We start from the raw sequence: 24,287 nt of genomic DNA on the forward strand, positions 1-24,287 counted from the left end.
CGTGCTCAGCCGCACGGGGCTCCTCCACCCCATCGGTGTCGGGTGACGGGAGGCTGGCCTTCGGGCGACCGGGAGGTGAACGGTGCGTCCGGTACCTGCCGAAGCCCCACCGGCCCGCCCCGGTACGCTGGAAACCATGCTCAACATGGCTGACGGCCTCGCCCGTCTCGGTGCGCTCGCCGAGAACCCGGTCGTCCGCACCCTCGCGACCGCGTTCGCGGATGCCGGTTTCGACCTGGCCGTGGTCGGTGGTCCGGTGCGCGATGCGCTGCTGGGTCGGGCGACGCACGACCTCGACTTCACGACGAACGCCGCGCCCGACGACATCCTGACCATCGTCACGCCGATCTCGACCGCGCAGTGGGACATCGGCCGCGCATTCGGCACGATCGGTGCGCGCGTGCAGGGCGAGCAGGTCGAGATCACGACCTATCGTGCCGACAGCTACGACGGCGTGACCCGCAAGCCCACGGTCGAGTTCGGCGACACGATCGACGGCGACCTCGTGCGCCGCGACTTCACCGTCAACTCCATGGCGCTGCAGGTACCCGCCGTGAAGCTGGTCGATCCGACCGGTGGCGTGGAAGACCTCATCGCCGGCATCCTGCGCACCCCGGCCGACCCGCGGATCTCGTTCGGCGACGACCCGCTGCGGATGCTGCGTGCTGCCCGCTTCAGCGCCCAGCTCGGGTTCCGCGTCGAGGAGGCCACGGCCGAGGCGATCGCCGAACTGCGCGAGACCCTCAAGATCGTGAGCCCGGAGCGCATCCAGTCCGAGGTCGTGCGCCTCATGCAGACTGACGATCCGGTGCGCGGCATCCGCGTGCTGGTCGACACCGGTCTGATCGACGAGTTCCTCCCCGAGGTCACCGAACTGCGCCTCGAGGTCGACGAGCACCACCACCACAAAGACGTCTACGAGCACTCCCTCACCGTGCTCAGCCAGGCGATCGAGCTCGAGCACTCCCGGCATCCGGGCGCCGCCCCCGATGTGCCGCTACGCCTCGCCGCGCTGCTGCACGACATCGGCAAGCCGCGCACGCGCAAGCTCGAGCCCGGTGGTGTGGTGACCTTCCACCACCACGACGTCGTCGGCTCGCGCATGGCTCGCAAGCGCCTGCAGTCCCTGCGGTTCGATACCGACACGACCGATGCCGTCTCCACGCTGATCGAGCTGCATCTGCGCTTCTTCGGTTACGCCGAGGGCACCTGGACGGATGCCGCAGTGCGGCGGTACGTGCGCGACGCGGGTGACCTGCTGGAGCGCCTGCACATCCTCACCCGCGCCGATGTCACCACGCGCAACAAGCGCAAGGCCGGACGCCTGGCCAGCGCGTACGACGACATCGAGTCGCGCATCGCGGCGCTGCGCGAGCAGGAGGAGCTCGACTCCATTCGTCCGGAGATCGACGGCAACCGCATCCAGCAGGTGCTCGGCATCGCGCCGGGCCGCGAGGTGGGCGAGGCGTACCGGTTCCTGCTCGATCTGCGTCTGGACGAGGGCGTGCGGGGTCCCGACGTCGTGGAGCAGCGGCTGCGCGAGTGGTGGGCTGCGCGTAGCTGAACCCCGGGGTCAGCGCAGTTCGGGGACGATGATCTCGACCTCGTCGGACACGAGCTCGAAGTCCTTCGGGTTCGGCGACCTGTCGTGCCGGGGCTAATCGGAGGGGCGGGCGATCACCGCGGCGGTGTCCGGCGGGAGGGCGGCCGCCCCGCTCTCGTGCACGGAGTCTCCCGTCGACAACAGCACCTCGTACCCCGGCGCGACCTCGAACGTCGCCGGCTCGGCCGAGAGGTTCACCAGCACCGAGAGCCCGCCCCGATCGATGCGGTACACCCGGTGCTCGGGGCACCCGTCCGTGTCGCGAACCTCGACCCGCGTGCTCCTCGCATCCGGATCGGTGAGCTCGCCGCGCTCACGCCGCAGTCGGGCGAGGTCGCGGTACAGCCTGAGAAGACGGTCGTGCGCCGGGTCGTCGAGCTCGCTCCAGTCGAGGTGCGACCACCGGAAGGTGTCGGGATCCTGCGGGTCGGGCACGGCATCCGGGTCCCACCCCATCCGCGCGAATTCCGCGGTGCGTCCCTCGGCGACGGCCCGCCCGAGCTCGGCCTCGGGGTGCGAGGTGAAGAACTGCCACGGGGTGGACGCGCCCCATTCCTCTCCCATGAACAGCATCGGTGTTCCCGGCGAGGTCAGCGTCAGTACGGCGGCCACCGCGAGCCGGTCGGGCGAGAGCGTGGCCGAGAGCCTGTCGCCCGCCGCACGGTTCCCGATCTGGTCGTGGTCCTGCGCGAACGTCACCAGGCGCCAGTCGGGCACCTCCGGCGGGATCGGCGATCCGTGCGGGCGCCCGCGGAAGGACGAGAACGTGCCGTCGTGGAAGAACCCGTGTTCCGTCACCTTGGCGAGAGCGTCGTGCGCGGCGAAGTCGGCGTAGTAGCCGGTCGTCTCGCCGGTGAGGGCGACGTGCACGGCATGGTGCCAGTCGTCGGACCATTGCGCGGTGAGCCCGTGGCCACCGGCCTCGCGCGGAAGGATCATCACGGGATCGTTGAGGTCGGACTCCGCGATGAGGCTGAGCGGACGGTTCAGCTGGGCGGAGAGGGCATCGACACGCGTCGCCAACTCCCGGAGGATGTGGACCGACTGCCGGTCCCGCAGGGCGTGCACGGCATCGAGCCGCAGCCCGTCGACATGGAAGTCGCGCAACCACATCAGCGCGTTGTCGATGATGTATTCCCGCACGGCCGGCTCGTCGAGGTTCACCGAGTCGCCCCAGGCGGTGCCGTCGCCCTCGCGCAGGTACGGCCCGAACTTCGGCAGGTGGTTCCCGCTGGGTCCGAGGTGGTTGTACACGACGTCCTGGATCACGGCGAGGCCGCGCCCGTGGGCGGCGTCGACGAACCGCTGATACCCGGCCGGGCCGCCGTAGGCCTCGTGCACGGTGTACCAGAGCACCCCGTCGTACCCCCAGTTCCACCGGCCGTTGAAGGCGTTCACCGGCAGGAGCTCGACGTGCGTCACACCGAGGTCGACCAGATGATCCAGTCGCTCCGTGAGCGCGTCGAGAGTGCCCTCGGGGGTGAACGTGCCGATGTGGAGCTCGTAGATCAGGCCGCCTGCGAGCTGCCGGCCCGTCCAGGAGACGTCGTTCCATGCGTGGGCCACCGTGTCGAAGACCGCCGACGGGCCGTGCACGCCCTCCGGCTGCCGCCGCGAGCGGGGGTCGGGCCGCAGCTCCTCCTCGTCGTCGATCACGAAGCCGTACCGCTCGCCGTCGCCGAGGGTGACGGCGCTGCGCCACCAGCCCTCGGCCGCGGGGCGGAGGTCACTCTCGTCGACCGTCGTGCCGTCGCTGTCGATCCGCCGCAGCCGCATCCGATTCGCGTGCGGCGCCCACACCTCGATCACCGGGGCTCCGTCTTCACCGTGCGAGCTCGATCAGCGCGACCGGGTAGGTGTCGAGCAGTTCGGCGAGTCGCACCGGGCCCGGCGCGATCCGGCGTCCGGTCAGCACATCTGTGCCGGGGATGTCCGGCCGCATCATCACGGTGTCGCCCCACCCACCGCGGGCCGTCAGGCCGACCGGAAGACGTGTCGCCACGGCGGTGACGCCGCCGCGATGGACCGCGACGGCGTGCTCCGCCGCGGGTCCTTCGACCACCGCCGGACGGTAGACGGTGAAGAGCTCGGGGCTGTCGCGCCGCAGTCGCAGCGCACGCGAGACGACGAGCAGCTTGGCCCGGCCCGAGTCGTCGATGCGCGGAAGGATGCCGCGGGCGACGTCGGCGTCGAGCTCCTCGAGCATCCGCGCGCGCAGGGCGAAGTCCACGGGGCGACGATTGTCGGGATCCACGAGCGACAGATCCCACAGCTCGCTGCCCTGGTACACGTCGGGGACGCCCGGCCCGGTGAGCTGCAGCAGCGTGGCCGACAGCGAGTTTGAGCGCCCCGCATCGACGATCTCGCCGACGAAGCGGTCGAGGACTGCCGCGGCATCGCCCTCGACGGCGTGGGCGATCCGGCCCAGTCCCTCTTCGAATGCCGCATCCGGCTGCTGCCAGGTCGTCGCCTCCGCGGCTTCCCGCGCGGCCTTCGTGGCATAGGCGAGAAGGCGATCGGTCGAGATCGGCCATGCACCCACGGTCGCCTGCCAGATCAGCGCATCGAGAGGACCCTGACCGGTCGTCGCGATCGCCCGCAGCTCGTCCAGCACCGCCGCCCAGCGCTCGGGCATCTCGGACAGCACGCTCAGCCGCGCGCGCACATCCGCGGAGCGCTTCGTGTCATGCGTCGAGAGCGTGGTCATCGACGCCGGCCATGCGGCGAGCCGCGCCCGCTGCGCCTCGTGGAACTCTCCCACCGTGAGAGCGGGGATCGACGGGTCGCCGCCCACCTCGGTCAGGGTGCCCAGGCGGGTGCAGCGGTAGAAGGCGGTGTCCTCCACGCCCTTGGCCATGACCGCTCCACTCACCTGCGGGAAGCGCTGGGCCACCTCGAGGCGAGGGTCGGCGAGAAGCGGCTCCAGCTCGGCGAACGTGGCGGCGAGGTCGGGCCGTCGGCGTCGTGCCTCGGTGAAGGCATGCTCCAGATGCTCGCGTCCCTCCGGCAGGTAGGAGCGGTACACGGGGAAGCAGGCCAGCAGCTCGACCAGCCCGTCCTCCGCCCGCACGATGCCGCGCGGCAGCGTGCGCACCAGTCGCCGCACCTCCGATCCGAGGAGCTCTTCCGCCACCAGGCGCTTGGTGTCGTGGATCAGGTCGGTCCATGACTGCGCCGGCGGCAGACCCGTCTCGGCGCGAAGGCGCTCGTCGAGACGGTCGAGCTGGTCGACGCCATCCCGGTCCACCAGCACGCGGTCGAACTCGACGAGCGCGTCGTACCCGGTCGTGCCGTCGGTGCGCCACCAGGCGGGCAGCGCCTCGCCCGGCTCGAGGATCTTCTCGACGACGGTGTATGCCCTTCCCGTCGCATCCGCCAGCTGCTCCAGGTAGCCACCGGGATCGGCGAGGCCGTCCGGGTGGTCGACGCGCAGCCCGTCGGCGAGACCCTCCCGGATCCAGCGGACGATCTCGCGATGCGAATCGGCGAAGACGTCGGGCAGCTCGACGCGGATGCCGGCGAGCTCGGACACCGCGAAGAAGCGGCGGTAGGTGAGGTCGGTGTTCTGGTCGCGCCAGAACCGCAGCTCGTAGTGCTGCGCGTCGAGCAGTGCGGGCAGGTCATCGGCCAGCGTCGAGGTGCCGGGAGCGAGCGGGAGCACGTGCTCGAAGTAGGTGAGCACGCCGTCCGGCGCATCGGGGGCGAAGGTCGCGTCGACGACGAGCTCGCCGTCTGCGATCGCCTGCTCGGGGGAAGAGCCGAGCACCGGCAGGATCACGCGTCCGCCGCCGGCGGCCCAGTCGATGTCGAAGGCAGCGGCCCGGCGCGTTCCCTTCCCGAGCCGCAGCACCTCCCACCACCACGGGTTCTGCCGCGGCACCGCGACACCGACGTGGTTGGGCACCATGTCGACGAGGATGCCGAGGTCGGCTGCGCGCGCGGCGGCGGCGAACCGGACGAGGCCCTCCTCGCCGCCTCGGTCGGAGTCGACGCGCGAGTGGTCGACGACGTCGTACCCGTGGTTCGATCCGCGCACGGCGGCGAGCAGCGGCGAGAGGTACGCCCACGAGACGCCGAGGTCGGCGAGATAGCCGGTCACCGCCGCGGCTTCCCCGAGAGGAAAGTGCTCGCTGATCTGCAGCCGGTAGGTCGACAGCGGTCTTCTCGTCACGATGTGGCCTGCTCGTTCTGGATCCGGAGGGAGGCATCGACCGAATCGTCGATCTGCGGCGGAGCCGCGTCGGCCTCCTGCAGCACGAGCATCGCCTTGCCTTCCAGAAGTACCGTATCGCCGGGCCGAACGGCAGTCGCCTCGTGGAGCGCGCCGGCCGTATCGACCGCGGCGTCCCACTGGTCTCCGTAGCCCTCATCGGGCACCACGACATCGACCGGGTCGTCGCCGCTGTTGAAGTACAGGAGGAAGTTCACGTCGGTGACAGGCCGTCCACGGCTGTCGTTCTCACGGATCCCTCGACCGTTCAGGAACACGCCGACGCAGCGTCCGAATCCCGAGTCCCAGTCCTCCGGCGCCATCGGAACGCCGTCGGGTCGCAGCCACACGACGTCGGGGATGCGCTCGGCATCCTCGGCGCGCACCGGACGCCCGTCGAAGAAGCGGCTCCGACGGAAGGTCGGATGCTCGCGCCGCAGCCGTGAGATCGCCGCCGTGAACTCGACGAGCGGCAGGTCGGCGTTCTTCCAATCGACCCAGGCGATCTCGTTGTCCTGCGCATAGACGTTGTTGTTGCCGCCCTGGGTGCGCCCCAGCTCGTCGCCGTGGGCGAGCATGGGAACACCCTGCGAGAGCAGCAGCGTCGCGAGGAGGTTGCGCTGCTGGCGCGCTCGCCGCCGGTTGATCTCGAGGTCGTCGGTCGGTCCCTCCGCGCCCATGTTGTCGGAGCGGTTGTGGGATTCGCCGTCGGCATTGTCCTCGCCGTTGGCCTCGTTGTGCTTCTCGGCATAGGAGACGAGGTCGCGCAGCGTGAAGCCGTCGTGCGCGGTGACGAAGTTGATGGAGGCCACCGGCCGCCGCCCCGAGTGCTCGTACAGGTCGGCCGAGCCGGTGATCCGCGAGGCGAACTCGCCGAGGGCCTGCGGCTCCCCGCGCCAGAAGTCGCGCACGGTGTCGCGGTACCGGCCGTTCCACTCCGACCACTGCGGCGGGAAGTTCCCCACCTGATAGCCGCCGGGGCCGACGTCCCACGGCTCGGCGATGAGCTTCACCTGCGACACCACCGGGTCCTGCTGCACGAGCTCGAAGAAGGCAGCCAGTCGGTCGACGTCGTAGAACTCCCGGGCCAGGGCGGAGGCGAGGTCGAAGCGGAATCCGTCGACGTGCATCTCGGTCACCCAGTACCGCAGCGAGTCCATCAGGAGCTGCAGCGCGTGCGGGTTGCCGGCGTTGAGGCTGTTCCCTGTCCCGGTGTAGTCGGTGTAGTAGCGGCGGTCCTCCTCGAGCCGGTAGTACGCCTCGTTGTCGATCCCTCGCATCGACAGCGTCGGGCCGAGGTGGTTTCCCTCGGCGGTGTGGTTGTACACGACGTCGAGGATGACCTCGATCCCGGCTTCGTGCAGCGTGCGCACCATCGCCCGGAACTCCTGCACCTGCTCGCCGCGCTCTCCCGTCGAGGCGTAGGCGTTGTGCGGGGCGAAGAAGCCGAGGGTGTTGTAGCCCCAGTAGTTGGAGAGGCCTCTGTCTTCGAGGACCGAGTCGTCGACGAACTGATGCACGGGCATGAGCTCGAGCGCGGTGATGCCGAGCCGCTGCAGATGCTCGATGACCGACGGATGCGCCACGCCCGCGTAGGTGCCGCGCAGCTCTTCCGGGATGTCCGGATGCAGCTGCGTGAGGCCCTTCACGTGAGCCTCGTAGATCACCGTCTCGGCGTAGGGCGTGTGCAGCGGCCGGTCGCCGGCCCACTCGAAGAACGGGTTGACCACGACGCCCTTGACCATCGCATCGGCCGAGTCGTCGTCATTGCGGGATTCGGGGTCGCCGAAGTCGTAGCCGAACAGCGACTGCCCCCAGTCCATCCGGCCGGCGACGGCCTTGGCGTAGGGATCGAGGAGGAGCTTGTGCGGGTTGAACCGCCGGCCCTGCTCGGGCTCGTGCGGACCGTGCACCCGGTAGCCGTACAGCTGTCCCGGCTGCACCGTGGGCAGGTAGCCGTGCCAGACATAGGCGTCGACCTCGGTCAAGGCGATGCGCTCCTCGTTGCCGTCTTCGTCGAAGAGGCACAGCTCCACACTCTCGGCACCCTCGCTGAACAGGGCGAAGTTGGTGCCCTGCCCATCGAAGGTCGCCCCCAGCGGGTACGCCGAACCGGGCCAGATCTCGCGGCTCATCCGGCGAGAGGGCGCTGTCGCGACCGGGCGGCGCGTTCGTCGAGCAGCCGCACGGCACGATCGAATTCGTGCACCTGCCCGACCTCTTCGGCCTGTGCGTACGGATGGCCGAGGTAGCAGACGAAGACCGGAGGTACGGCTTCGATGTAGCCGATCGGCCCGTCGTGCGACACGACGTAGCGGTCGAAGCCCACTCGGTCGTACTTCGGGGAGACGACGGCCTGGATGTCGGCCTGCTCTTCGCGCTGTGCGGAGCCAGTGGGGATGGGGGTGCGGACGTTCATGGCGCCTCCTGACTCGTGGTGTGCTCACACGCTAAGGGGGTGCGGCCGGCGGGGAAATGATCTTGCCAGGAGGGGCCCGAGGGGGTATGCGTTCTCGCGGGGGCCGCCCGAGGCCCCCGCGAGAATCGTCATCGGTCGAGCCGCCGTTCCAGCTCGGTGACGACGACGCCGGACTCGTACGCCGTCGTCGCGACGGCGTCGAACCGCTCGGGACGGTACGCGCGCTCGCCGAAGAGCGGGATGCCCGACCCGAACAGCAGGGGCTGCCGCTTCAGCACGAGCCGGTCGATCTCGTCGGCGAGCGACGCGGCGAGAGCTCCGCCTCCACAGAGCCAGATGTCGGCGCCGTCCTCCTGCTTCAGCCGCCGCACCACCTCGACCGGATCCTCGGCCGTGACCTCGAGGTTCTCGGCCTCCGCGGTCTTCGTGCGGCTGAACACGATCTGGCGGAGGTGGGAGTAGGGGCTGGGGAGGCCTCCCACCCGATAGGTGTTCCCGCCCATCAGCACCGTGTCGAACACGTCGCGCTTCTGGGTGATGCCGAGTGCTTCGGCCGCGACCGTGGGGAGCGTGTCGGCGAAACGCTGGTTGATGCCATCCATGTGGTCGCCCTCGACGAGGAAGGCGTCGAACTCGCCGTTCGGGCCGGCGATGTAGCCGTCGAGGGTGACGGCGGCGTAGTACACGAGTTCTCGCATGGTGCTCCAATCACTACAGATGTCGCAGTTACAGTACAACAGGTGTAGTGATTGCGCTAGTGTCGTGTCATGGTCAAGAACGACTCGCGGCGACGGACGATCGCGGATGCCGGACTCACGGTCCTCGCCCGAGAGGGTTCGCGGGGGCTCACCCATCGCGCGGTCGACAGCGCCGCACAGGTTCCCACCGGCACGACCTCGAACTACTTCCGCAGTCGGGACGCGCTGCTCGAGGGTCTCGTCGAGCGGATCGGGGAGCGCCTCGCACCCACGCCCGAAGATCTGGAGCGCCGCGCGACGACCGCTCCCGGCCCCGCCCTGTTCGCCGACTACCTCCGCGACATCGTGCGTCGGCTGACCGAGGATCGGGATGTCACCCTCGCGTTGTTCGAACTGCGGCTCGAAGGAGGGCGGCGACCCGAGGTCGCGGCGGTCCTCGGCGCCTGGCAGCGGGCCGGCTTCGACGGCGACGTCGCCTTCAACACCGCGGCCGGCCTCCCCGGTGGGCGCCGCGAGATCGCCCTGTTCCACTACGCCATCGACGGTCTGCTGCTCGACAGGCTGACCACGCCGATCGATCCGGAGACGTCCACCGACGAGGTGATCGACGACCTGGTCGCCGGGCTCATCCGCTGAGGCGACGGGGTGTTCCCTCGGGCGCGCGCTGCTCGTACACTGAGGCAACGCACCTCTTCGACGATCGGAGACCGCTGTGTCTGCGCCGTGGCAGGTATCCCGCGAGTCACTTCCGGCGACATCGCGACTGATCGTCGAGCGTGCGCATGAGGAGCTGCTGGCCGGCAACCTCGAAGACCGGCGGCTGCAGGAGGTGCGGCCCCTCGTGCGGGAGTCGTGGGAGCGGTCGTGGCGGCGCAGGGTCGGACCCGAGGCTGCGCCACCGCTGGAACTCGTCAGCGACGAGCTCGAGGAGTACCGCCTCGCTCACCCGCTGGCATCGGCCATGGACATGATCCGTGCGCTGCTGCTGCCGGGCGAGACCGAGGACACCGGCGTGATCATCGCGGTGGGCGACCAGGCCGGACGACTGTTGTGGATCGAGGGCGACGACCAGCTGCGCACGCTCACCGATGACATGGGTTTCGTCGCCGGGGCGAACTGGTCGGAGGATGCGGTCGGCACGAGCGCGCCCGGCACCGCCCTCGCTCTCGGGCAGTCGGTACAGATCCGCGGCGCCGAGCACTACAACCGGCTCGTGCATCCGTGGTCCTGCACGGCCGCGCCGGTGCGCGATCCGGAGACGAAGCGGGTGCTGGGCGTGATCGACATCACCGGTGGTCCCGAGGTCGTCTCACCGCAGGCTCGGCTGCTGGTCGATGCGACCGCCCGTGCCGTGGAATCGGAGCTGATGGTCGCGCGGCTGCGGGAACGGAGCGAGGCCCCCCGGAACAGGCCGACGACCTCGAAGCCGCGCACCCCCGTGACCGCCCGGGCGACGCTGCATGTGCTCGGACGGGACCGCGCGCGGTTGGAGACGGAGTCGGCGCACGACGAATCGATGATCGAGCTCAGCGCGCGGCACGCCGCCATCCTGCTGATGCTCGCCGTGCATCGGCAGGGTCTCTCTGCCGAGCGGCTGTGCGAACTCGTCTACGGCTCCGGCGTCTCGCCCGACACGCTGCGGCCCGAGATGGTGCGCCTTCGCAAGGTGCTCGAGCGCACGGCTCCCGACCTGGTTCCGGAGTCGCGTCCGTACCGGCTGCCCGTCGCCCTCGACACGGATGCGCACGACGTGCTCTCCCTGCTCGACCGCGGCGCGCACCGCGTGGCGCTCACCGCCTATCGCGGACCCGTGCTGCCCGAGTCGACGTCGCCCGGGGTCGAGGACTTCCGCGAATCGGTGCGCGCGGCGCTGCACGAGGCCATGCTGTCGGAGGCCAGCCTCGACGTGCTGCTCGCCTACGCCGAGATCCCGGAGGGGCAGGCCGATGCCGAGGCGCTGCGCCTCGCCCTCGAGATGCTTCCGGCGCGATCGCCGAAGCGCGCGGGAGTGGTCGCACGGATCGAGCGCCTCGCCGCCGAGTGACGATTCGAACGGAAGCCACCCGGTGTCGGTGGCCCGCAGTACGGTGCTCGCATGTCCGAGATCCGGCCGTTCCGACTCCATGTCCCCGACGAAGTGCTCGATGACCTGCGGGCCCGCCTTCGAAGAACCCGGCTGCTCGAAGATTCCCCGGGGCGGATGCCTTCGGGTATGAACGCCCGATGGCTGCGTGAGCTGGTCGAGACCTGGGCGGACTGGGGCTGGAGAGCGCGTGAGGAGTGGTTAGCCGGGTTCCCTCAATTCCTCGCCGACGTCGATGGCACCGACATTCACTTCGCTCATGTGAAGTCGGAGCATGCGGATGCCCCGGTGCTGCTCATCATGCACGGGTGGCCGCACACTTTCGCCCTGCAGCTGGACATCACGAAGATGCTGCCCGATTTCGACGTCGTCGTCGCGAGCCTGCCGGGCTTCGCCTTCTCGGAGCCGTATGCCGACGGGCCGATGAGCGAGCGGCGGATCGCCGAGACCATGCACCGGCTCATGACCGAGGTGCTCGGCTACGAGAGCTACATCACCTACGGAGAAGACGTCACGGCCAACGTCAGCGACCTCATCGCCGGTGCGTATCCGGGTCAGGTGGCCGGGATCGTCGCGACGCACGCCCACTTCGGCACGCCCGCCGAGCGCGAGGCATCGGACGACCCGGAGGTGCGGGCGTTCTTCGCGAGGCTCGACGCCGAAAGCGGCCCGAACGGCTCCTACGGGCATGTGCAATGGGCGCGTCCCGACACGCTCGCCGCCGCCCTCAACGACTCTCCGGCCGGGCTCCTCGCCTGGCTCGCCGAGAAGCTCGCCGAATGGTCCGACACCCCGGGCGACGACCCCGCGTCGGTCGAGGCGGTGATCTCGCGCGATCGCATCCTCACCGAGGCGATGATCTACTGGGTCACGCAGAGCATCGCGACTTCCTTCCGTCCCTACCACGACGACGCAGACACCCCCGAGGCGATGCCGCCGGTCGACGTTCCCGCTGTGGTCTACGTGCAGCGTCACGAGCACGACTTCCCGGAGCCTCTCGCCCGTAGCTTCTACCGAGACCTGCGCGTCTTCGAACGGCTCGAGCACGGCGGGCACTTCACGGTCGCCGAGGCGCCGGAGGCTATGGCCGAGCGCTTCCGGGCTTTCGCCGCGGCCCTCCGGGAGTAACGCAATATATTGCAACGTTGCGCATCTGCGTGCAACCTCACGCGACCTACCTTCGGAGCACAGCCGCGAACCGAAGCGCGGCTCCGTCGAAGGAGACCCCCATGAGCATCGTCGAAGAAGACGTATCCCTCGCCTACGCCGCTCCCGGGCAGCCGGGTGCCGTCGCGAACTATCGCCCGCAGTACGGCCACTACATCGGCGGCGAGTTCGTCGCACCCGTGAAGGGCCAGTACTTCGAGAACATCAGCCCCGTCAACGGCAAGCCCTTCACCGAGGTCGGCCGCGGCACCGCAGAAGACATCGATCGTGCGGTCGAGGTCGCCTGGAAGGCCTTCGCGAGCTGGGGCAAGACGAGTCCGGCCGAGCGCTCGGTGATCCTCAACCGCATCGCCGATCGGATCGAGCAGCACCTCGAAGAGATCGCGGTCGCCGAGACCTGGGAGAACGGCAAGCCCGTGCGCGAGACGCTCGCCGCCGACATCCCGCTGGCCGTCGACCACTTCCGCTACTTCGCCGGGGTTCTCCGCGCGCAGGAGGGCGGCATCAGCCAGCTGGATGAGAACACCGTGGCGTATCACTTCCACGAGCCGCTCGGTGTGGTCGGCCAGATCATCCCGTGGAACTTCCCGATCCTGATGGCCGTGTGGAAGCTGGCGCCGGCGCTCGCCGCCGGCAACTGCGTCGTGATCAAGCCGGCCGAGCAGACGCCGGCATCCCTGCTCTTCCTGTTCGACATCATCGGCGATCTGCTGCCCGCCGGCGTCGTGAACATCGTCAACGGGTTCGGCATCGAGGCGGGCGCTCCGCTCGCGCAGCACAAGCGCATTCGCAAGGTCGCCTTCACGGGAGAGACCACGACCGGGCGCCTCATCATGCAGTACGCCTCGCAGAACCTGATCCCGGTGACGCTGGAGCTCGGAGGCAAGAGCCCGAACGTGTTCTTCGAGGATGTCGCCCGCTCGACCAGCGACCCGTTCTACGACAAGGCGCTCGAAGGCTTCACGATGTTCGCGCTCAACCAGGGCGAGGTCTGCACCTGCCCGTCGCGCGCACTGATCCAGCGGTCGATCTACGACGGCTTCCTCGCTGACGGGCTGGAGCGGGTCGGCAAGGTCGTGCAGGGGAACCCGCTGGACCCGGCGACCATGATCGGCGCACAGGCGTCGAACGACCAACTGGAGAAGATCCTCAGCTACATCGACATCGGCAAGCAGGGCGGGGCGCGGCTGCTCACTGGCGGCGAGCGGGTCAACCTCGGCGGCGATCTGAGCGAGGGCTTCTACGTCGCTCCGACCGTGTTCGAGGGCACGAACGACATGCGCATCTTCCAGGAGGAAATCTTCGGCCCCGTGCTGTCGGTCACCTCGTTCGACGGTTTCGACGACGCGATCTCGATCGCCAACGACACCCTCTACGGCCTCGGCGCGGGAGTGTGGAGCCGCAGCGGTGACACCGCGTACCGCGCGGGCCGGGCGATCGAGGCCGGACGTGTCTGGACGAACACCTACCACCAGTACCCGGCGCACGCGGCGTTCGGCGGATACAAGCAGTCGGGAGTCGGGCGCGAGAACCACAAGATGATGCTCGACCACTACCAGCAGACGAAGAACCTCCTCGTCTCCTACGCGGAAGGCCCGATGGGCTTCTTCTGAGCTCGACTCCGGGCGGGCGCTGCGGCGTCCGCCCGGATCCATTCCCCGGGAGGCATGAATCATGGTCAGCATCGGCACCTATCAGCGAGTCGACGTGACGGATGCCGCGGCATCCCTCGTCCGCGATCTGACCGCGCAGCACGGGCCGCTCATGTTCCATCAGTCCGGCGGATGCTGCGACGGGTCATCGCCCATGTGCTATCCGGTCGGGATGTTCATCACCGGCCCGGGCGACGTGCTGCTCGGCGCGCTCGATGCCGGGCTCGAGGGGCCCGTCGAGGTCTACATGTCGGAGTCGCAGTTCGAGTACTGGAAGTACACGCACCTGACGATCGACGTCGTACCAGGGCGGGGAGCCGGCTTCTCGGTCGAGGGTCCGACCGGGATGCGGTTCCTGATCCGCTCGCGGATGCTGAACGACGCGGAGCTGGCGTACTTCGGGTTGGCGGCGTCGAAGACTTGAGGGGCGGAGGGGCTTCAGCGCGGCAGTCGCGGAACCGCGTCGACCAGCGCCCGGGTGTACGGGTCCTGGGGATCGTGCAGTACATCCGCCGTCGCACCCTGCTCGACGACGCGGCCGTTCTGCAGCACGACCGTGCGGTCGCACGCCGCGGCGATCGCGGTGAGGTCGTGCGACACCATCACGAGCGAGAGGCCGTTCTCGCGGCGCAGTCGGTCGAGCAGCTCGAGCACCTGCACCCGTGTCGTGACATCGAGCGCACTCACCGGCTCGTCGGCCAGAAGCACACGCGGGCGCGAGACCACGGCCCGCGCGATCGCGATGCGCTGACGCTGACCGCCGGAGAACTCGTGCGGGTACCGGCGTGCGGTGTCGGCGGGAAGCCCGACGGAGTCGAGGGCCTCGGCGATGCGGCGCTGTGCGTCAGCACCGGACGCCAGGCCCAGTGACCGGAGCGGTTCGCCGATGATCCGGTCGATGCGCTGGCGGGGGTCGAGCGACGAATACGGGTCCTGGAAGACGGGCTGCACGCTCGCGCGGAACCGCCGCATCTGCGCGCGGTCACGCAGCGACAGCGGAGCGCCGTCGAACAGCACCTGGCCGTCGCCCGGAGCGGCGAGGCCAAGCATCAGTCGCAGGATCGTGGACTTGCCCGCACCCGACTCGCCCACGAGACCGAGCGAGTCGCCGTCAGAGAGGCTCACCGAGATGTCGTCCAGCACCCGGCGGGAGCCGTACGCGAAGCCGGCGCCGTGCAGTTCGAGGATCGTCATCGCGTGCCCTCCCCGGCGTCGAGGTACGCGTCGAGGGCGCGGGCACTGTCGACCAGCATCCGCGTGTACGGCTCGGCCGGCTCCTGCAGCACCTGGGCCACCGGCCCTGCCTCGACGACACTTCCGTCGCGCAGCACCACGATGCGATCGACCATGCGCGAGACCACGGCCAGGTCGTGGCTGATGAACAGGAGTGCCATGCCCCGTTCGGCGATCAGCCGCTCGAGGAGCGTGAGCACGCCGTCCTGCACCGTCACGTCGAGCGCCGTCGTCGGCTCGTCGGCGATGAGGAGCTGCGGTTTGGCGGCGAGGGCGATGGCGATCGCCACGCGCTGACGCTGACCACCCGACAGCTCGTGCGGGTAGGCGCGCGCGAACCGCGGTTCCGACAGGGCCACCTCGTCGAGGGCGGCATCGACGGCTGAACGCAGCTCAGTACCGCGAAGCCCGAGATGGCGGCGCAGCGGTTCGGCGACCTGCCGGCCGACCCGCATCAGCGGATCGAGAGCGGTGAGCGGCTCCTGGAAAACGATCTGCGCCACCGGTCCGCGCAATGGGCGGAGGTCGGCATCCCGAGCGCCGACGACCTGATGCCCGTCGAGCAGCACGGAACCCGAGGCGACGAGGGCATCCGGCAGCAGACCGGTGACCGCCAACGAGGTCAGAGACTTGCCCGAACCGGACTCTCCGATGAGCCCCAGGCGTTCGCCGGCTCCGAGCGAGAACGAGACGTCGCGCACGAGCACGCCGGACGAGGAGCGGACCGTGAGGCCGTTGACATCGAGAAGGCTCATCGGCTCCTCCTGCGGGTCGGGTCGGCGAGGTCGCGCAGACCGTCGGCGAGGAAGTTCACGCCGAGCACGAGCGCGATGATCGCGACACCGGGAGCGATCGCGCCGACGGGGGCCGTGAGCACGGTGCCCTGCGCCTCCTGCAGCATCCGTCCCCACGAGGCGTTGGGCGGCGGCGCGCCGAGGCCCAGATACGACAAGCTCGCCTCCGCGAGCACGGCAGCGCCGAACTGCAGCGCGAGGCTCACGGCCAGAGTCGGCGCGATGTTCGGCAGGACGTGCTGGAACACGATTCCGATCACGCTCGTGCCGCTCGTGCGCGCCGCGGTGACGAACTGCTCCTGCAGCACGCGACGCGCGAGGATGCGGGTGAGACGGGCGATCACCGCCGACATCGCGAGCCCGATCGCGAGCACCGCCGACCACAGCGACGCGCCCTGGACGGCGACGACCAGCATCGCGAGCAGCAGCACGGGGAAGGCGATCACCACGTCGAGTCCGGCCGAGAGCGTGTCATCGACCCAGGGCCGGGCGAAGGCGGCGAGGAGGCCGATGATCGTGCCGAGGACAGCCGCGATCGCGACCGAGCAGGTTCCGACGATGAGGGCGATCCGCGCGCCCCACATCAGCTGCGAGAGCAGGTCGCGACCGAGTCGGTCGGTTCCGAGCAGGTGCAGCGTGCTCGGTCCTTCGAGACGGCCGCCGCTGGTGTCGGCGAGCGGGTAGGGAAGCCAGAACAGGGAGACCAGGGCCATCAGCACGATGAGGCCCGTGAGCACGATCCCGATGACGAGGGTCGCCTTCGGACGCCGGCGCACGGGCACGGATCCGGTGATCAGCTGTTCGGCGACGCGGCTCATCGGTTCCCCGAGACGCTGGTGCGCAGGCGCGGGTCGATCAGGCGCTGCACGATGTCGGCGGCGAATCCGACGAGCAGCACGAAGAGGGTGCTGACGACGAGGACGCCCTGGATGACCTGGAAGTCGTGCTGCTCGATGGCCGACAGCAGCAGGCTGCCGAGACCGGGAAGGGTGAACACGCTCTCGACGACGACCGCGCCGAGGAGCGTCGTCGACAGCTCGATGCCGAGGATCGCGACGACCGGCACCGCGCCGTTGCGCACACCATGACGCAGCAGCGCCTCACCCATACCGGAGCCTCCGGCGCGAGCGGTGCGCAGATAGTCGCTGCCGAGCACGTCGAGCGTGGCCGAGCGGACGTACCGGCTGAGGGAGGCGCTCATCACGATCACGATCGTGGTGATCGGCAGGGCGAGCGATCGCAGCGCGTCGGCGGGGTTTTCCCAGTCGTCACGCGGGAAGCCGCCGGAGGGCAGGACGCCGAGCCCGAGCGCGAACACCCAGACGAGCACGACGCCGACCCAGAACACCGGGACGGCGACGCCGAGCTGCGCGAACCCCGAGAGCACGATGCCGTACCAGCGGTCGGACTTCACTGCCGCCGTGATGCCGATCACGAGGGAGATCAGCAGGGCGATGGTGAAGGCGATGAGCGTGAGCGGAATGGTCACGGCGAGGCGGTCGGCGATGTCGGGTCCGACGGGTCGCGAGCTCAGGAACGACTCACCGAGGTCGAAGCGGAGCAGCTGCCCCGCCCACGTCGTGAACTGCTGCAGCAGGGGCTGGTCGGAGCCGACCTGCTCGCGGGCCGCGGCGATCTGCTCGGGGGTCGCGTTCACCGAGAGCAGCGCGTTGGCCGGGTCGCCGGGGAGCAGACGCAGCAGCACGAAGATCGCGACCATGGCGACGACGAGCGACACCACGAGGAACGCGAGGCGGCGCAGCAGGTAGGCGAGCATGTGTTCTCAGGATGACGAGGGGATGCCGACGCGCGGCATCCCCTCGCACGTCAGGACTTGACGATGTCGTAGGCGAAGAACTGCGAGTTCAGGCCGTTGACCGGGTACCCGCTGAGGTCACTCGAGGCGACCACGATCTGCGGGTACAGGTACAACCATACGCTCGCGGCATCCGCGGCGATCTTCTCGTTGACCTGCTTCAGCAGGGCCGTCTGCTCGTCGGTCGTGGTGGCCTGTTCGGCATCGGCGACCCACTTCTGCACCTCGGCATCGTTGTAACCCCAGTAGAAGTCGGGGTTGCCGTACCAGACCACATCGCGGTCGTTCACGTGCTCCTGGAGGGTGGCCTCGAAGTCCTGCTCTTTGAAGACCTTCGTGTACCACTCGTCGGCGCTGATCGTGTTGATCTCGACCGTGATGCCGACCTCGGCGAGCTGCGACTGCAGGAACTCCGCGACGGCGGGGTGCGGGTCGTAGCTCGGGGTGTCGAGGGTGAACGTGAAGCCGTCGGCGTAGCCGGCCTGCGCGAGCAGGTCCTTGGAGAGCTCCACGTCGTACGGGTTCACCGAGGTGAGGTCTTCGTACCAGGGGTCGGTCGGGGGAACCATCGAGCCGATCAGCGTGCCGTAGTCGCCCCAGATCGATTCGAGCAGCTTCTTGGTGTCGATCGCGGAGTAGATCGCCTTGCGCACGAGCGCGTCGTCGAAGGGGGCGACGCGGTCGTTGAACGCGAGCAGCTCCTTCGTGGTCGAGGTGCCCTCGCTGATCACGTACTCGTCGTTGTCGAACTGCGCGAGCGAGTCGGGGCTCTGCACGCTGGTGATCACGTCGATCTCACCGGTGAGCAGCGCGTTGTTCTCGGCCGTCGCGTCGGTGAAGTACGTGTAGACGACCTCGCCGTTCTTGGCGGGCTCGCCCCAGTAGTCGTCCCAACGATCGAGGGTGAGGGTCGAGCCCTTCTTCCACTCGTCGAGCGTGTACGGACCGGTGCCGTCTTCGGCGCTGGTGATGTCGCCGGCCTCGTCGTTCACGATCCAGACATAGCTGAGGTTGTAGAGGAACGAGATCGACCGCTGCGACAGCGTGAACACGACGGTCGTGTCGTCGGGGGTGGCGATGTCGGCGATCACGCCGAAGCTCGACTTGCGCGCCGACACGGAGTCTTCGGCGGTGACGGCCTCGACGCTCGACTTCACATCGGCGGAGGTGAGCGGGTCGCCGGAGTGGAAGGTCACGTCGTCGCGCAGCGTGATCGTGTAGGTCAGACCGTCGTCGGACACCTGGGCGTCTTCGGCGAGCAGGGGCTCGACCTCGCCGTCGTCCGTCAGCCGGTACAGGCCCTCGTAGACGTTGCCGGTGAGCGCCTCGGTCACGCCCTGGCCGCCACCCTGGGTGTTGCTCAGGTTGGTGGGCTCGTACAGCGAGCCGATGAAGATGGTGGCGTCTTCGCTCGAGGCGTCGTCGGTCGTTCCCGACGCGCAGCCGGCCACGAGGGCGAGCGTGGCGACGGCACCGAGCGCGCCGAGGATGCGAGTTCTTCTCATGACTACTCCAGGGTGAGAGTGCGCGGTGTCAGACCGCGTAGATGTCGAAGCCGTCGCGGAAGACGACGTTCTTCTCGCCTGCTCGGATAGGCAGGGGGAAGCGGTTGGATGCCGGCGGCAGCGGGCAGTTGTACTGGGCGCTGAAGCCGCAGGGTGGCACGAACGCGCGGTTGAAGTCGAGGGTGACGGAGCCCTCGTCGTCGCGCAGCTGGACGAACAGGAAGCGACCGGATCCGTAGGTCTCCGAGCCGTTGGTCTCGTCGCCGAAGACGAGCAGCAGCGTGCCGCCGTCGTCGAAGGCGGCGAGGTCATACTCGCGGCCGTTGAGCTCGAGGCGGATGTCGCCGGGGACGACGAGGTCGCGGGTGCCGCCGTTGTCGCGGATGTGCTCGAACGAGACGCGGCGACTACCCGACACAGGGGTGAAGTGGCCCTCGAGGACCCACTCCGGGTCGTACTCGTACGTGTCGATGCGGTCGAATGCGCGGATGGCGGGGGCGTCGGCATCCCAGAGCCGCAGGCCGTGTTCCGCCTGGCCGGTCTCGATGTTCGTGCGCTGGATCGGCGTCACGGTCTCGGTGGGGGACGCGGCGCGCTGCGCCGCATCCAGGTCGGGGAGCTCGCCGGTCCAGCGCGTCTCGACCAGGGCGAGGTTGCCGGTGGCAGACGTGACGGAGGCGCGGCGCTCGGCCTGCCACTGGGTGTGCTCTTCGCGTTCAGACATCACTCTCAATTCTCCTGCATGCAGAACGGGGTGGGGCCGGACCCGTCACTCGGGGTAACGAGGTCAGCGCGCGGCGATGATCTCCGCATCGACCGCCGCGCGCAGCCACGCGGCGTAGCGGTCGGTCGTCCACCCGGACTGCGCGACGAGCTGCTGGTAGCTCTCGGGGGAGAGCAGGAACGACAGGGCGTCGGCCGTCGTCGCCTCATCGATGCCGGGGGCGGCGATGCCGCGCCGTCGCAGCTCCGAGACCAACATGCGGTAGTCCGCGCCGCGACGCTCCAGGATGCGGTGCAGGGCGGCGTCGACGACCGGGTCGGAGAGTGCGGCACCGAGCAGCACCGTCCACAGCCCGTGACCTCGCGCGTTCGCAGTGGTGATCTGGGTCAGCACCACATCGAGGAAGGCCTCGTCCGGCAGCTCGAGCAAGCCGGCGGCGACCTCGGTGTCGGCGAGGGAATCCGCGCCCTCCGATCCCGAGAACGTGGTCTCGAATGCGGCGATCAGCAGCTCGGCCTTCGCGGCCGTCGTCTTCACGGTCTCGGCGGACACCCCCGCCTCGCGGGCGATCGCGGCGATCGTGGTCGCCTGATACCCCTGCGTCGCGAACAGGCGGGCGGATGCGGCGACGATGCGCGAGCGGGTCTCCTGCGCCTGGCGGGCGCGCAGCTCCGATCGATAGGCGCGGGGAGTGGCCTCAACCATTGACTTTCCTAACGGGGTGATGAATACTACGACGGTACATCCGATCTTAGGGAAAGAACCCGCCATGTCCCGCTACCTCATCACCTGCACGCCCGCGCACGGCCATGTCGTGCCCTTGCTGCAGATCGCTCGCCACCTCCTCTCCCGCGGCCACGACGTGAGCTTCCTCACGAGCAGCCGCTATGCCGAACGCGTGCAGGCCGCTGGTGCGCGCTTCCTCCCGCTGCCCGTCGACGCCGATGTCGATCTCGACGACGCCGACGGCGCGTTCCCCGAGCGTCGGGGGCTCACCGGTCCGGCTGCCCTGCGGTTCGACATGAGCAACCTCTTCGTCCGCCCCGGCGCTGCTCAACTGGCGGCGATCCGCGCCGAGCTCGAAGCCCGCCCCGTCGACGCCGTCCTCACCGAGCCGCTCTTCGTCGGCGGGGCGCTCCTGCAGCTGCTGCCCGCGCACGAGAGGCCGCCTGTCGTGGTGCTCGGCATCTTCCCGCTTGGGGCGCGCAGTGCCGACACGGCGCCGTTCGGACTCGGTGTCACCCCGTTGCCCGGCCCTCTCGGTCGCCTGCGCAATGCCGCACTGCGCACGGTCGCCGAGCGCGCGATCTTCGGTGGAGTGCAGAAGGAGGCTGACGCGATGGCGCGGCGTGAGGTCGGCCGCGACCTGGGCGGCTTCGTGCTCGATTGGGCGGGCCGCGCCGACGCCTACGTGCAGTTCACCGTGCCCGAGTTCGAGTACCCGCGCCCGGACCTTCCCGCCACCGTGCACTTCGCGGGGCCGCTGCCTCCGACCCCCTCCGACCCCGTCCTGCCGGAGTGGTGGTCCGACCTCGACGGTTCACGGCCGATCGTGCACGTCACGCAGGGGACCATCGCCAACTCCGACTTCGGACAGCTCGTGCAGCCGACCATCGCCGCGCTCGCCGCATCCGATGCCCTGGTCGTGGTGTCGACGGGTGGACGCCCGGTCGATGCGCTGGCCGGAAAGCTGCCCGACAACGTGCGCGTCGCCGAGTACCTTCCGTACGACCGTCTGCTGCCCCTCGTCGATGTGCTGGTCACCAACGGCGGCTACGGCGGCGTGCAGCAGGCGCTCGCGCACGGGGTTCCGCTCGTGGTCGCCGGGCAGACCGAGGACAAGGTCGAGGTCTGTGCGCGAGTGGGCTGGTCGGGTGCCGGGGTGAATCTGCGCACCAGCACCGCGACGCCGGCGCAGGTCGCGCGCGCCGTGGAGCGCGTGCGGTCGGACTCCTCCTATCGCGCGAACGCCGAGCGGATCGGTGCGGCCATGCGCGATGCCGATGCGTGGCGAGAGCTGGACCGATCCCTCGACGAGCTCGCGGGTCGGTGGGCGCGGGTCCGGGGCGGTGCCCGGAGCTGACCCCGCGCTAGAAAGCGCATTCCGGCGCATAGATGCAACGCGTTGCAACCCCATCCGGTATACCATTCGGATATACGCCCAGCAGTGTCAGTCCCCAGCTGACGGTGGGCGGGGCGGCTCAGCCGCCATGCGGAGGGAGAGTCGATCTTCTTTCGATCCCGAGGGGGGATGGGGTGGGAGTTCGGTCCCCAGCCGACACCCACCCCCACACTCGGACTCCGCCTCAGTTCATGCGACTCAGGAACCAGAACGCGGCGAACGCGATCACGACGATCAGCGGCAGCCACGTGCCGCCGCGCTTCAGTCGTCGTCCCTGCGGTGCGACGCCCGCCGGCGGCGTGAGCAGGCCCGCCGGCGCAGCGAACGGCAACGCCTGGCCCGGAACCGCAGCGGATGCCGTGGCACCCGGGTTCTCGGCGACCAGGCGCTCGTCGCGCCACCGCGCCCACTGATCGAACTTCGTCAGCAGCGCGCCGACCGTGCCGAACAGCCAGGCCCAGGTCGCCGGATCGAGGGTCGACACCTTGCGCTGCGTGTACAGGAAGAGCCAGTCGTCGACGATCTCGACGTCGAGCTGAGCGGCGTTGTCGATGAACCGCGCCATGATGTCGGGCGTGAACAGGTAGAGCGCATCGCGTTCGTAGCCGGCCGGGCAGTACAGGGTGAAGTGCTGGTCGAAGTCGCCCTCGAGCGACAGGCGCTGTTCCTTCTGGAACGAGGCGGGCAGGTTCGAGCCGAAGCCGTTGTTGCCCTTCGCGTCGAGCACGATGTTCGGCAGCGGCACGTCGAGCTTCACGGCCACGTAGCCCCAGCGGTAGGTGGTCGAGTTCTTGCCCGACTGCACCGTGTACTGGTAGTTGCCGAACTCCACGAAGCGCGGCCTCGTGCCCCGGAGCAGGTCTGTCGACTGCCGCGACCGGCCGAGGCTGAAGATCATGCCGGGCAGGGGAGGGTCGGCCACCTTCGGCTCGTACGACATACCGTTCGCCTGCGCGAACCGATGCAGCCGGTACCGCGTGGTCTGCGCATTGCGCACACCGAGCCAGATCATGACGCCCGCGGCCGCCAGCAGCAGGACGATCAGCACCAGCGGGATAGCCATCGCAGACGGGCTTCCGCCGAGCGACGCGATGCTCACGATCACACTGACCATGACCGGGATCAGCACGACCGCGGCGATCGCGACGGCGATGATGCCGATGACGGTGGATGCCGACGTCCGCGACGACGGACGCGAACGCAGCTCCGCGGCGAAGGCGCGCACGGCGGCTGCGTCGACCGGGTCGGTGAGCGGTCGCGCGTCGAAGGGCGTCTGCGGCGAAGTCACCGGTTCACCGTGTCGGCGTCCCAGGTGAGGTCGGCGCCCTCCGGAATCGCGAAGGCCTCGAGCCGCTCGTCGGCGCTGAGCGCGGCGATCAGCGCGGGGGAGCCGGCCACGATCGTCGAGTCGAAGTCGACCTCGCTCACCATCACCCAGGCGTGATCCTCGGGCCACAGCAGGCTCGGGCTCTGGGGCGGCCGGGGGAACCCGCGCTCTTCGGCGAGGCGATCGCGCCACGGAACCTGCCGGGCCCACTCCGGGTCGGCGAAGGCGCGCGGCGGCGCCGAGAACAGCACGTGATCGCGCATTGGGAGCCGGAGGCGCGGCCCTTCGGAGATCTCGCGCGAGAGGATGCCCTCCTGCCAGGTGGGCTTGCGGAAGACGTTGTTGAACGGATCGTGCGTGCTGCGATCGAGCATCGCCTGATGGTTCGGGTCGTCCGTGAAGGCCAGGGAACCGCCGGACGGGGTGATGCCGTAGAAGCCGAACAGATCGCCGCGGCCCTCCCAGAGCGCGGCGAAACCGGCATCCGGGGTCTGGGTGTGACCGACGAGGTGCGTCGCGATGGCCGCCAGATGCTCGGGGGCGAGCTCGCCTTCCAGTGGGGCGGAGAACTCGCGACCGTCCGGAGCGATCCGCGTGCGCCAGTCCTCATCGGTCGGTGTCCGCACGATCCGGTGCCACTGTGCGAGCGGGTGCAGGGTCGTGTCGAAGGCAGCGGCCGTCCGCGCCCAGGTGGCGGGCTCGTCGACGAACTGCCCGCGCAGCGCATGCTGCTCCGACTCGGGCAGCCGGTCCCACTCGTCCGAGGTCGGCACCGCACGGTCCGGCAGCGAGCGGACGATCGCCGGATGCAGGATCCGCGCATAGGCGGCGAAACCGCGCGGGACCACCGAATGCATCGTCTCGAGGTCCGTGTCGAGTCGCTCGCGCACCCAGGCTCCCGCCGAGGGATCAGACATCCACTCCATGCGACCAC

The 24,287-nt window shown here is 69.4% G+C and carries 21 protein-coding genes; 7 read left to right on the top strand and 14 right to left on the bottom strand.

Features of this window, described 5'->3' with window-relative positions; all coding sequences use genetic code 11:
• The first annotated feature begins 136 nt into the window (after positions 1–136).
• A complete protein-coding gene (locus J7E45_RS10425) occupies positions 137–1,564 on the top strand; it encodes a CCA tRNA nucleotidyltransferase (RefSeq protein WP_215068992.1) in 1,428 nt (475 codons plus the stop codon).
• A gap of 93 nt (positions 1,565–1,657) precedes the next feature.
• Here the strand turns inward: J7E45_RS10425 and treZ are convergent, their stop codons facing one another.
• From treZ to J7E45_RS10450, 5 genes are all read right to left on the bottom strand, one after another.
• A complete protein-coding gene (gene treZ, locus J7E45_RS10430; protein WP_308162098.1) occupies positions 1,658–3,412 on the bottom strand; it encodes a malto-oligosyltrehalose trehalohydrolase in 1,755 nt (584 codons plus the stop codon).
• A 13-nt stretch (positions 3,413–3,425) separates the two neighbouring features.
• Positions 3,426–5,774 (bottom strand): malto-oligosyltrehalose synthase, encoded by a 2,349-nt coding sequence (gene treY / locus J7E45_RS10435; RefSeq protein WP_215068993.1) that lies wholly within the window; start codon positions 5,772–5,774, stop codon positions 3,426–3,428.
• A complete protein-coding gene (gene glgX / locus J7E45_RS10440) occupies positions 5,771–7,948 on the bottom strand; it encodes a glycogen debranching protein GlgX (RefSeq protein ID WP_215068994.1) in 2,178 nt (725 codons plus the stop codon). The genes treY and glgX overlap by 4 nt, the downstream gene beginning before the upstream one ends.
• Positions 7,945–8,232, bottom strand: coding sequence for a hypothetical protein (locus J7E45_RS10445; RefSeq protein WP_215068996.1), 288 nt, complete (start codon positions 8,230–8,232; stop codon positions 7,945–7,947). The genes glgX and J7E45_RS10445 overlap by 4 nt, the downstream gene beginning before the upstream one ends.
• A 128-nt stretch (positions 8,233–8,360) precedes the next feature.
• The gene (locus J7E45_RS10450) at positions 8,361–8,930 is read right to left on the bottom strand and encodes a dihydrofolate reductase family protein (protein ID WP_215068999.1); all 570 of its coding nucleotides are present in this window, start codon (positions 8,928–8,930) and stop codon (positions 8,361–8,363) included.
• A gap of 69 nt (positions 8,931–8,999) precedes the next feature.
• Between J7E45_RS10450 and J7E45_RS10455 the strand changes: the two genes are divergently transcribed.
• From J7E45_RS10455 to J7E45_RS10475, 5 genes are all read left to right on the top strand, one after another.
• A complete protein-coding gene (locus tag J7E45_RS10455; RefSeq protein ID WP_215069001.1) occupies positions 9,000–9,566 on the top strand; it encodes a TetR/AcrR family transcriptional regulator in 567 nt (188 codons plus the stop codon).
• Between the two features lie 76 nt (positions 9,567–9,642).
• On the top strand, positions 9,643–10,974 hold the full coding sequence (locus tag J7E45_RS10460) for a GAF domain-containing protein (RefSeq protein ID WP_091027899.1): 1,332 nt from the start codon (positions 9,643–9,645) through the stop codon (positions 10,972–10,974).
• Positions 10,975–11,025: 51 nt separating this feature from the next.
• On the top strand, positions 11,026–12,141 hold the full coding sequence (locus J7E45_RS10465; protein ID WP_215069003.1) for an epoxide hydrolase family protein: 1,116 nt from the start codon (positions 11,026–11,028) through the stop codon (positions 12,139–12,141).
• A gap of 101 nt (positions 12,142–12,242) precedes the next feature.
• On the top strand, positions 12,243–13,793 hold the full coding sequence (locus tag J7E45_RS10470; protein WP_215069006.1) for an aldehyde dehydrogenase family protein: 1,551 nt from the start codon (positions 12,243–12,245) through the stop codon (positions 13,791–13,793).
• A 61-nt stretch (positions 13,794–13,854) separates the two neighbouring features.
• The gene (locus J7E45_RS10475; RefSeq protein ID WP_215069008.1) at positions 13,855–14,256 is read left to right on the top strand and encodes a DUF779 domain-containing protein; all 402 of its coding nucleotides are present in this window, start codon (positions 13,855–13,857) and stop codon (positions 14,254–14,256) included.
• A gap of 14 nt (positions 14,257–14,270) precedes the next feature.
• Here J7E45_RS10475 and J7E45_RS10480 read toward each other — a convergent pair whose 3' ends face one another.
• The 7 genes from J7E45_RS10480 to J7E45_RS10510 form a co-directional block, all read right to left on the bottom strand.
• On the bottom strand, positions 14,271–15,026 hold the full coding sequence (locus tag J7E45_RS10480; protein ID WP_215069010.1) for an ABC transporter ATP-binding protein: 756 nt from the start codon (positions 15,024–15,026) through the stop codon (positions 14,271–14,273).
• Entirely contained in the window at positions 15,023–15,820 is a 798-nt protein-coding gene (locus J7E45_RS10485) for an ABC transporter ATP-binding protein (protein ID WP_215069012.1), read from the bottom strand. The genes J7E45_RS10480 and J7E45_RS10485 overlap by 4 nt, the downstream gene beginning before the upstream one ends.
• A complete protein-coding gene (locus J7E45_RS10490; protein WP_215069014.1) occupies positions 15,817–16,677 on the bottom strand; it encodes an ABC transporter permease in 861 nt (286 codons plus the stop codon). Before J7E45_RS10490 ends, J7E45_RS10485 begins: the two co-directional genes overlap by 4 nt.
• Complete coding sequence (locus tag J7E45_RS10495; RefSeq protein ID WP_215069017.1) at positions 16,674–17,636, bottom strand: ABC transporter permease; 963 nt, start codon at positions 17,634–17,636, stop codon at positions 16,674–16,676. Before J7E45_RS10495 ends, J7E45_RS10490 begins: the two co-directional genes overlap by 4 nt.
• A 50-nt stretch (positions 17,637–17,686) precedes the next feature.
• Positions 17,687–19,180 carry an ABC transporter substrate-binding protein gene (locus tag J7E45_RS10500; RefSeq protein WP_215069019.1) on the bottom strand — a complete coding sequence of 498 codons (1,494 nt, stop codon included), beginning with the start codon at positions 19,178–19,180 and terminating at the stop codon, positions 17,687–17,689.
• A 28-nt stretch (positions 19,181–19,208) separates the two neighbouring features.
• Entirely contained in the window at positions 19,209–19,904 is a 696-nt protein-coding gene (locus J7E45_RS10505) for a DUF1684 domain-containing protein (protein WP_215069021.1), read from the bottom strand.
• A gap of 63 nt (positions 19,905–19,967) precedes the next feature.
• Complete coding sequence (locus J7E45_RS10510) at positions 19,968–20,609, bottom strand: TetR/AcrR family transcriptional regulator (RefSeq protein WP_215069024.1); 642 nt, start codon at positions 20,607–20,609, stop codon at positions 19,968–19,970.
• Between the two features lie 64 nt (positions 20,610–20,673).
• On the opposite strand from J7E45_RS10510, the gene J7E45_RS10515 reads away from it, so the two are divergent.
• A complete protein-coding gene (locus J7E45_RS10515) occupies positions 20,674–21,987 on the top strand; it encodes a glycosyltransferase (protein ID WP_215069025.1) in 1,314 nt (437 codons plus the stop codon).
• A gap of 223 nt (positions 21,988–22,210) precedes the next feature.
• Here J7E45_RS10515 and J7E45_RS10520 read toward each other — a convergent pair whose 3' ends face one another.
• The gene (locus J7E45_RS10520; protein WP_215069026.1) at positions 22,211–23,314 is read right to left on the bottom strand and encodes a DUF3137 domain-containing protein; all 1,104 of its coding nucleotides are present in this window, start codon (positions 23,312–23,314) and stop codon (positions 22,211–22,213) included.
• Complete coding sequence (locus tag J7E45_RS10525) at positions 23,311–24,279, bottom strand: hypothetical protein (protein WP_215069027.1); 969 nt, start codon at positions 24,277–24,279, stop codon at positions 23,311–23,313. The genes J7E45_RS10520 and J7E45_RS10525 overlap by 4 nt, the downstream gene beginning before the upstream one ends.
• Positions 24,280–24,287 lie beyond the last annotated feature (8 nt).

It is taken from the genome of Microbacterium sp. ISL-59, from assembly GCF_018613945.1.
GTDB classification, from domain to species: Bacteria; Actinomycetota; Actinomycetes; order Actinomycetales; family Microbacteriaceae; genus Microbacterium; species Microbacterium oxydans_B.

Coding starts and splice junctions, on each gene's coding strand:
- J7E45_RS10465 (WP_215069003.1), top strand. CDS start 11,026: ATGTCCGAGATCCGGCCGTTCCGACTCCATGTCCCCGACGAAGTGCTC.
- J7E45_RS10515 (WP_215069025.1), top strand. CDS start 20,674: ATGTCCCGCTACCTCATCACCTGCACGCCCGCGCACGGCCATGTCGTG.
- J7E45_RS10470 (WP_215069006.1), top strand. CDS start 12,243: ATGAGCATCGTCGAAGAAGACGTATCCCTCGCCTACGCCGCTCCCGGG.
- J7E45_RS10445 (WP_215068996.1), bottom strand. CDS start 8,232: ATGAACGTCCGCACCCCCATCCCCACTGGCTCCGCACAGCGCGAAGAG.
- J7E45_RS10505 (WP_215069021.1), bottom strand. CDS start 19,904: ATGTCTGAACGCGAAGAGCACACCCAGTGGCAGGCCGAGCGCCGCGCC.
- J7E45_RS10425 (WP_215068992.1), top strand. CDS start 137: ATGCTCAACATGGCTGACGGCCTCGCCCGTCTCGGTGCGCTCGCCGAG.
- J7E45_RS10450 (WP_215068999.1), bottom strand. CDS start 8,930: ATGCGAGAACTCGTGTACTACGCCGCCGTCACCCTCGACGGCTACATC.
- J7E45_RS10500 (WP_215069019.1), bottom strand. CDS start 19,180: ATGAGAAGAACTCGCATCCTCGGCGCGCTCGGTGCCGTCGCCACGCTC.
- J7E45_RS10525 (WP_215069027.1), bottom strand. CDS start 24,279: ATGGAGTGGATGTCTGATCCCTCGGCGGGAGCCTGGGTGCGCGAGCGA.
- J7E45_RS10455 (WP_215069001.1), top strand. CDS start 9,000: ATGGTCAAGAACGACTCGCGGCGACGGACGATCGCGGATGCCGGACTC.
- J7E45_RS10475 (WP_215069008.1), top strand. CDS start 13,855: ATGGTCAGCATCGGCACCTATCAGCGAGTCGACGTGACGGATGCCGCG.
- J7E45_RS10510 (WP_215069024.1), bottom strand. CDS start 20,609: ATGGTTGAGGCCACTCCCCGCGCCTATCGATCGGAGCTGCGCGCCCGC.
- J7E45_RS10490 (WP_215069014.1), bottom strand. CDS start 16,677: ATGAGCCGCGTCGCCGAACAGCTGATCACCGGATCCGTGCCCGTGCGC.
- glgX (WP_215068994.1), bottom strand. CDS start 7,948: ATGAGCCGCGAGATCTGGCCCGGTTCGGCGTACCCGCTGGGGGCGACC.
- J7E45_RS10495 (WP_215069017.1), bottom strand. CDS start 17,636: ATGCTCGCCTACCTGCTGCGCCGCCTCGCGTTCCTCGTGGTGTCGCTC.
- J7E45_RS10480 (WP_215069010.1), bottom strand. CDS start 15,026: ATGACGATCCTCGAACTGCACGGCGCCGGCTTCGCGTACGGCTCCCGC.
- J7E45_RS10485 (WP_215069012.1), bottom strand. CDS start 15,820: ATGAGCCTTCTCGATGTCAACGGCCTCACGGTCCGCTCCTCGTCCGGC.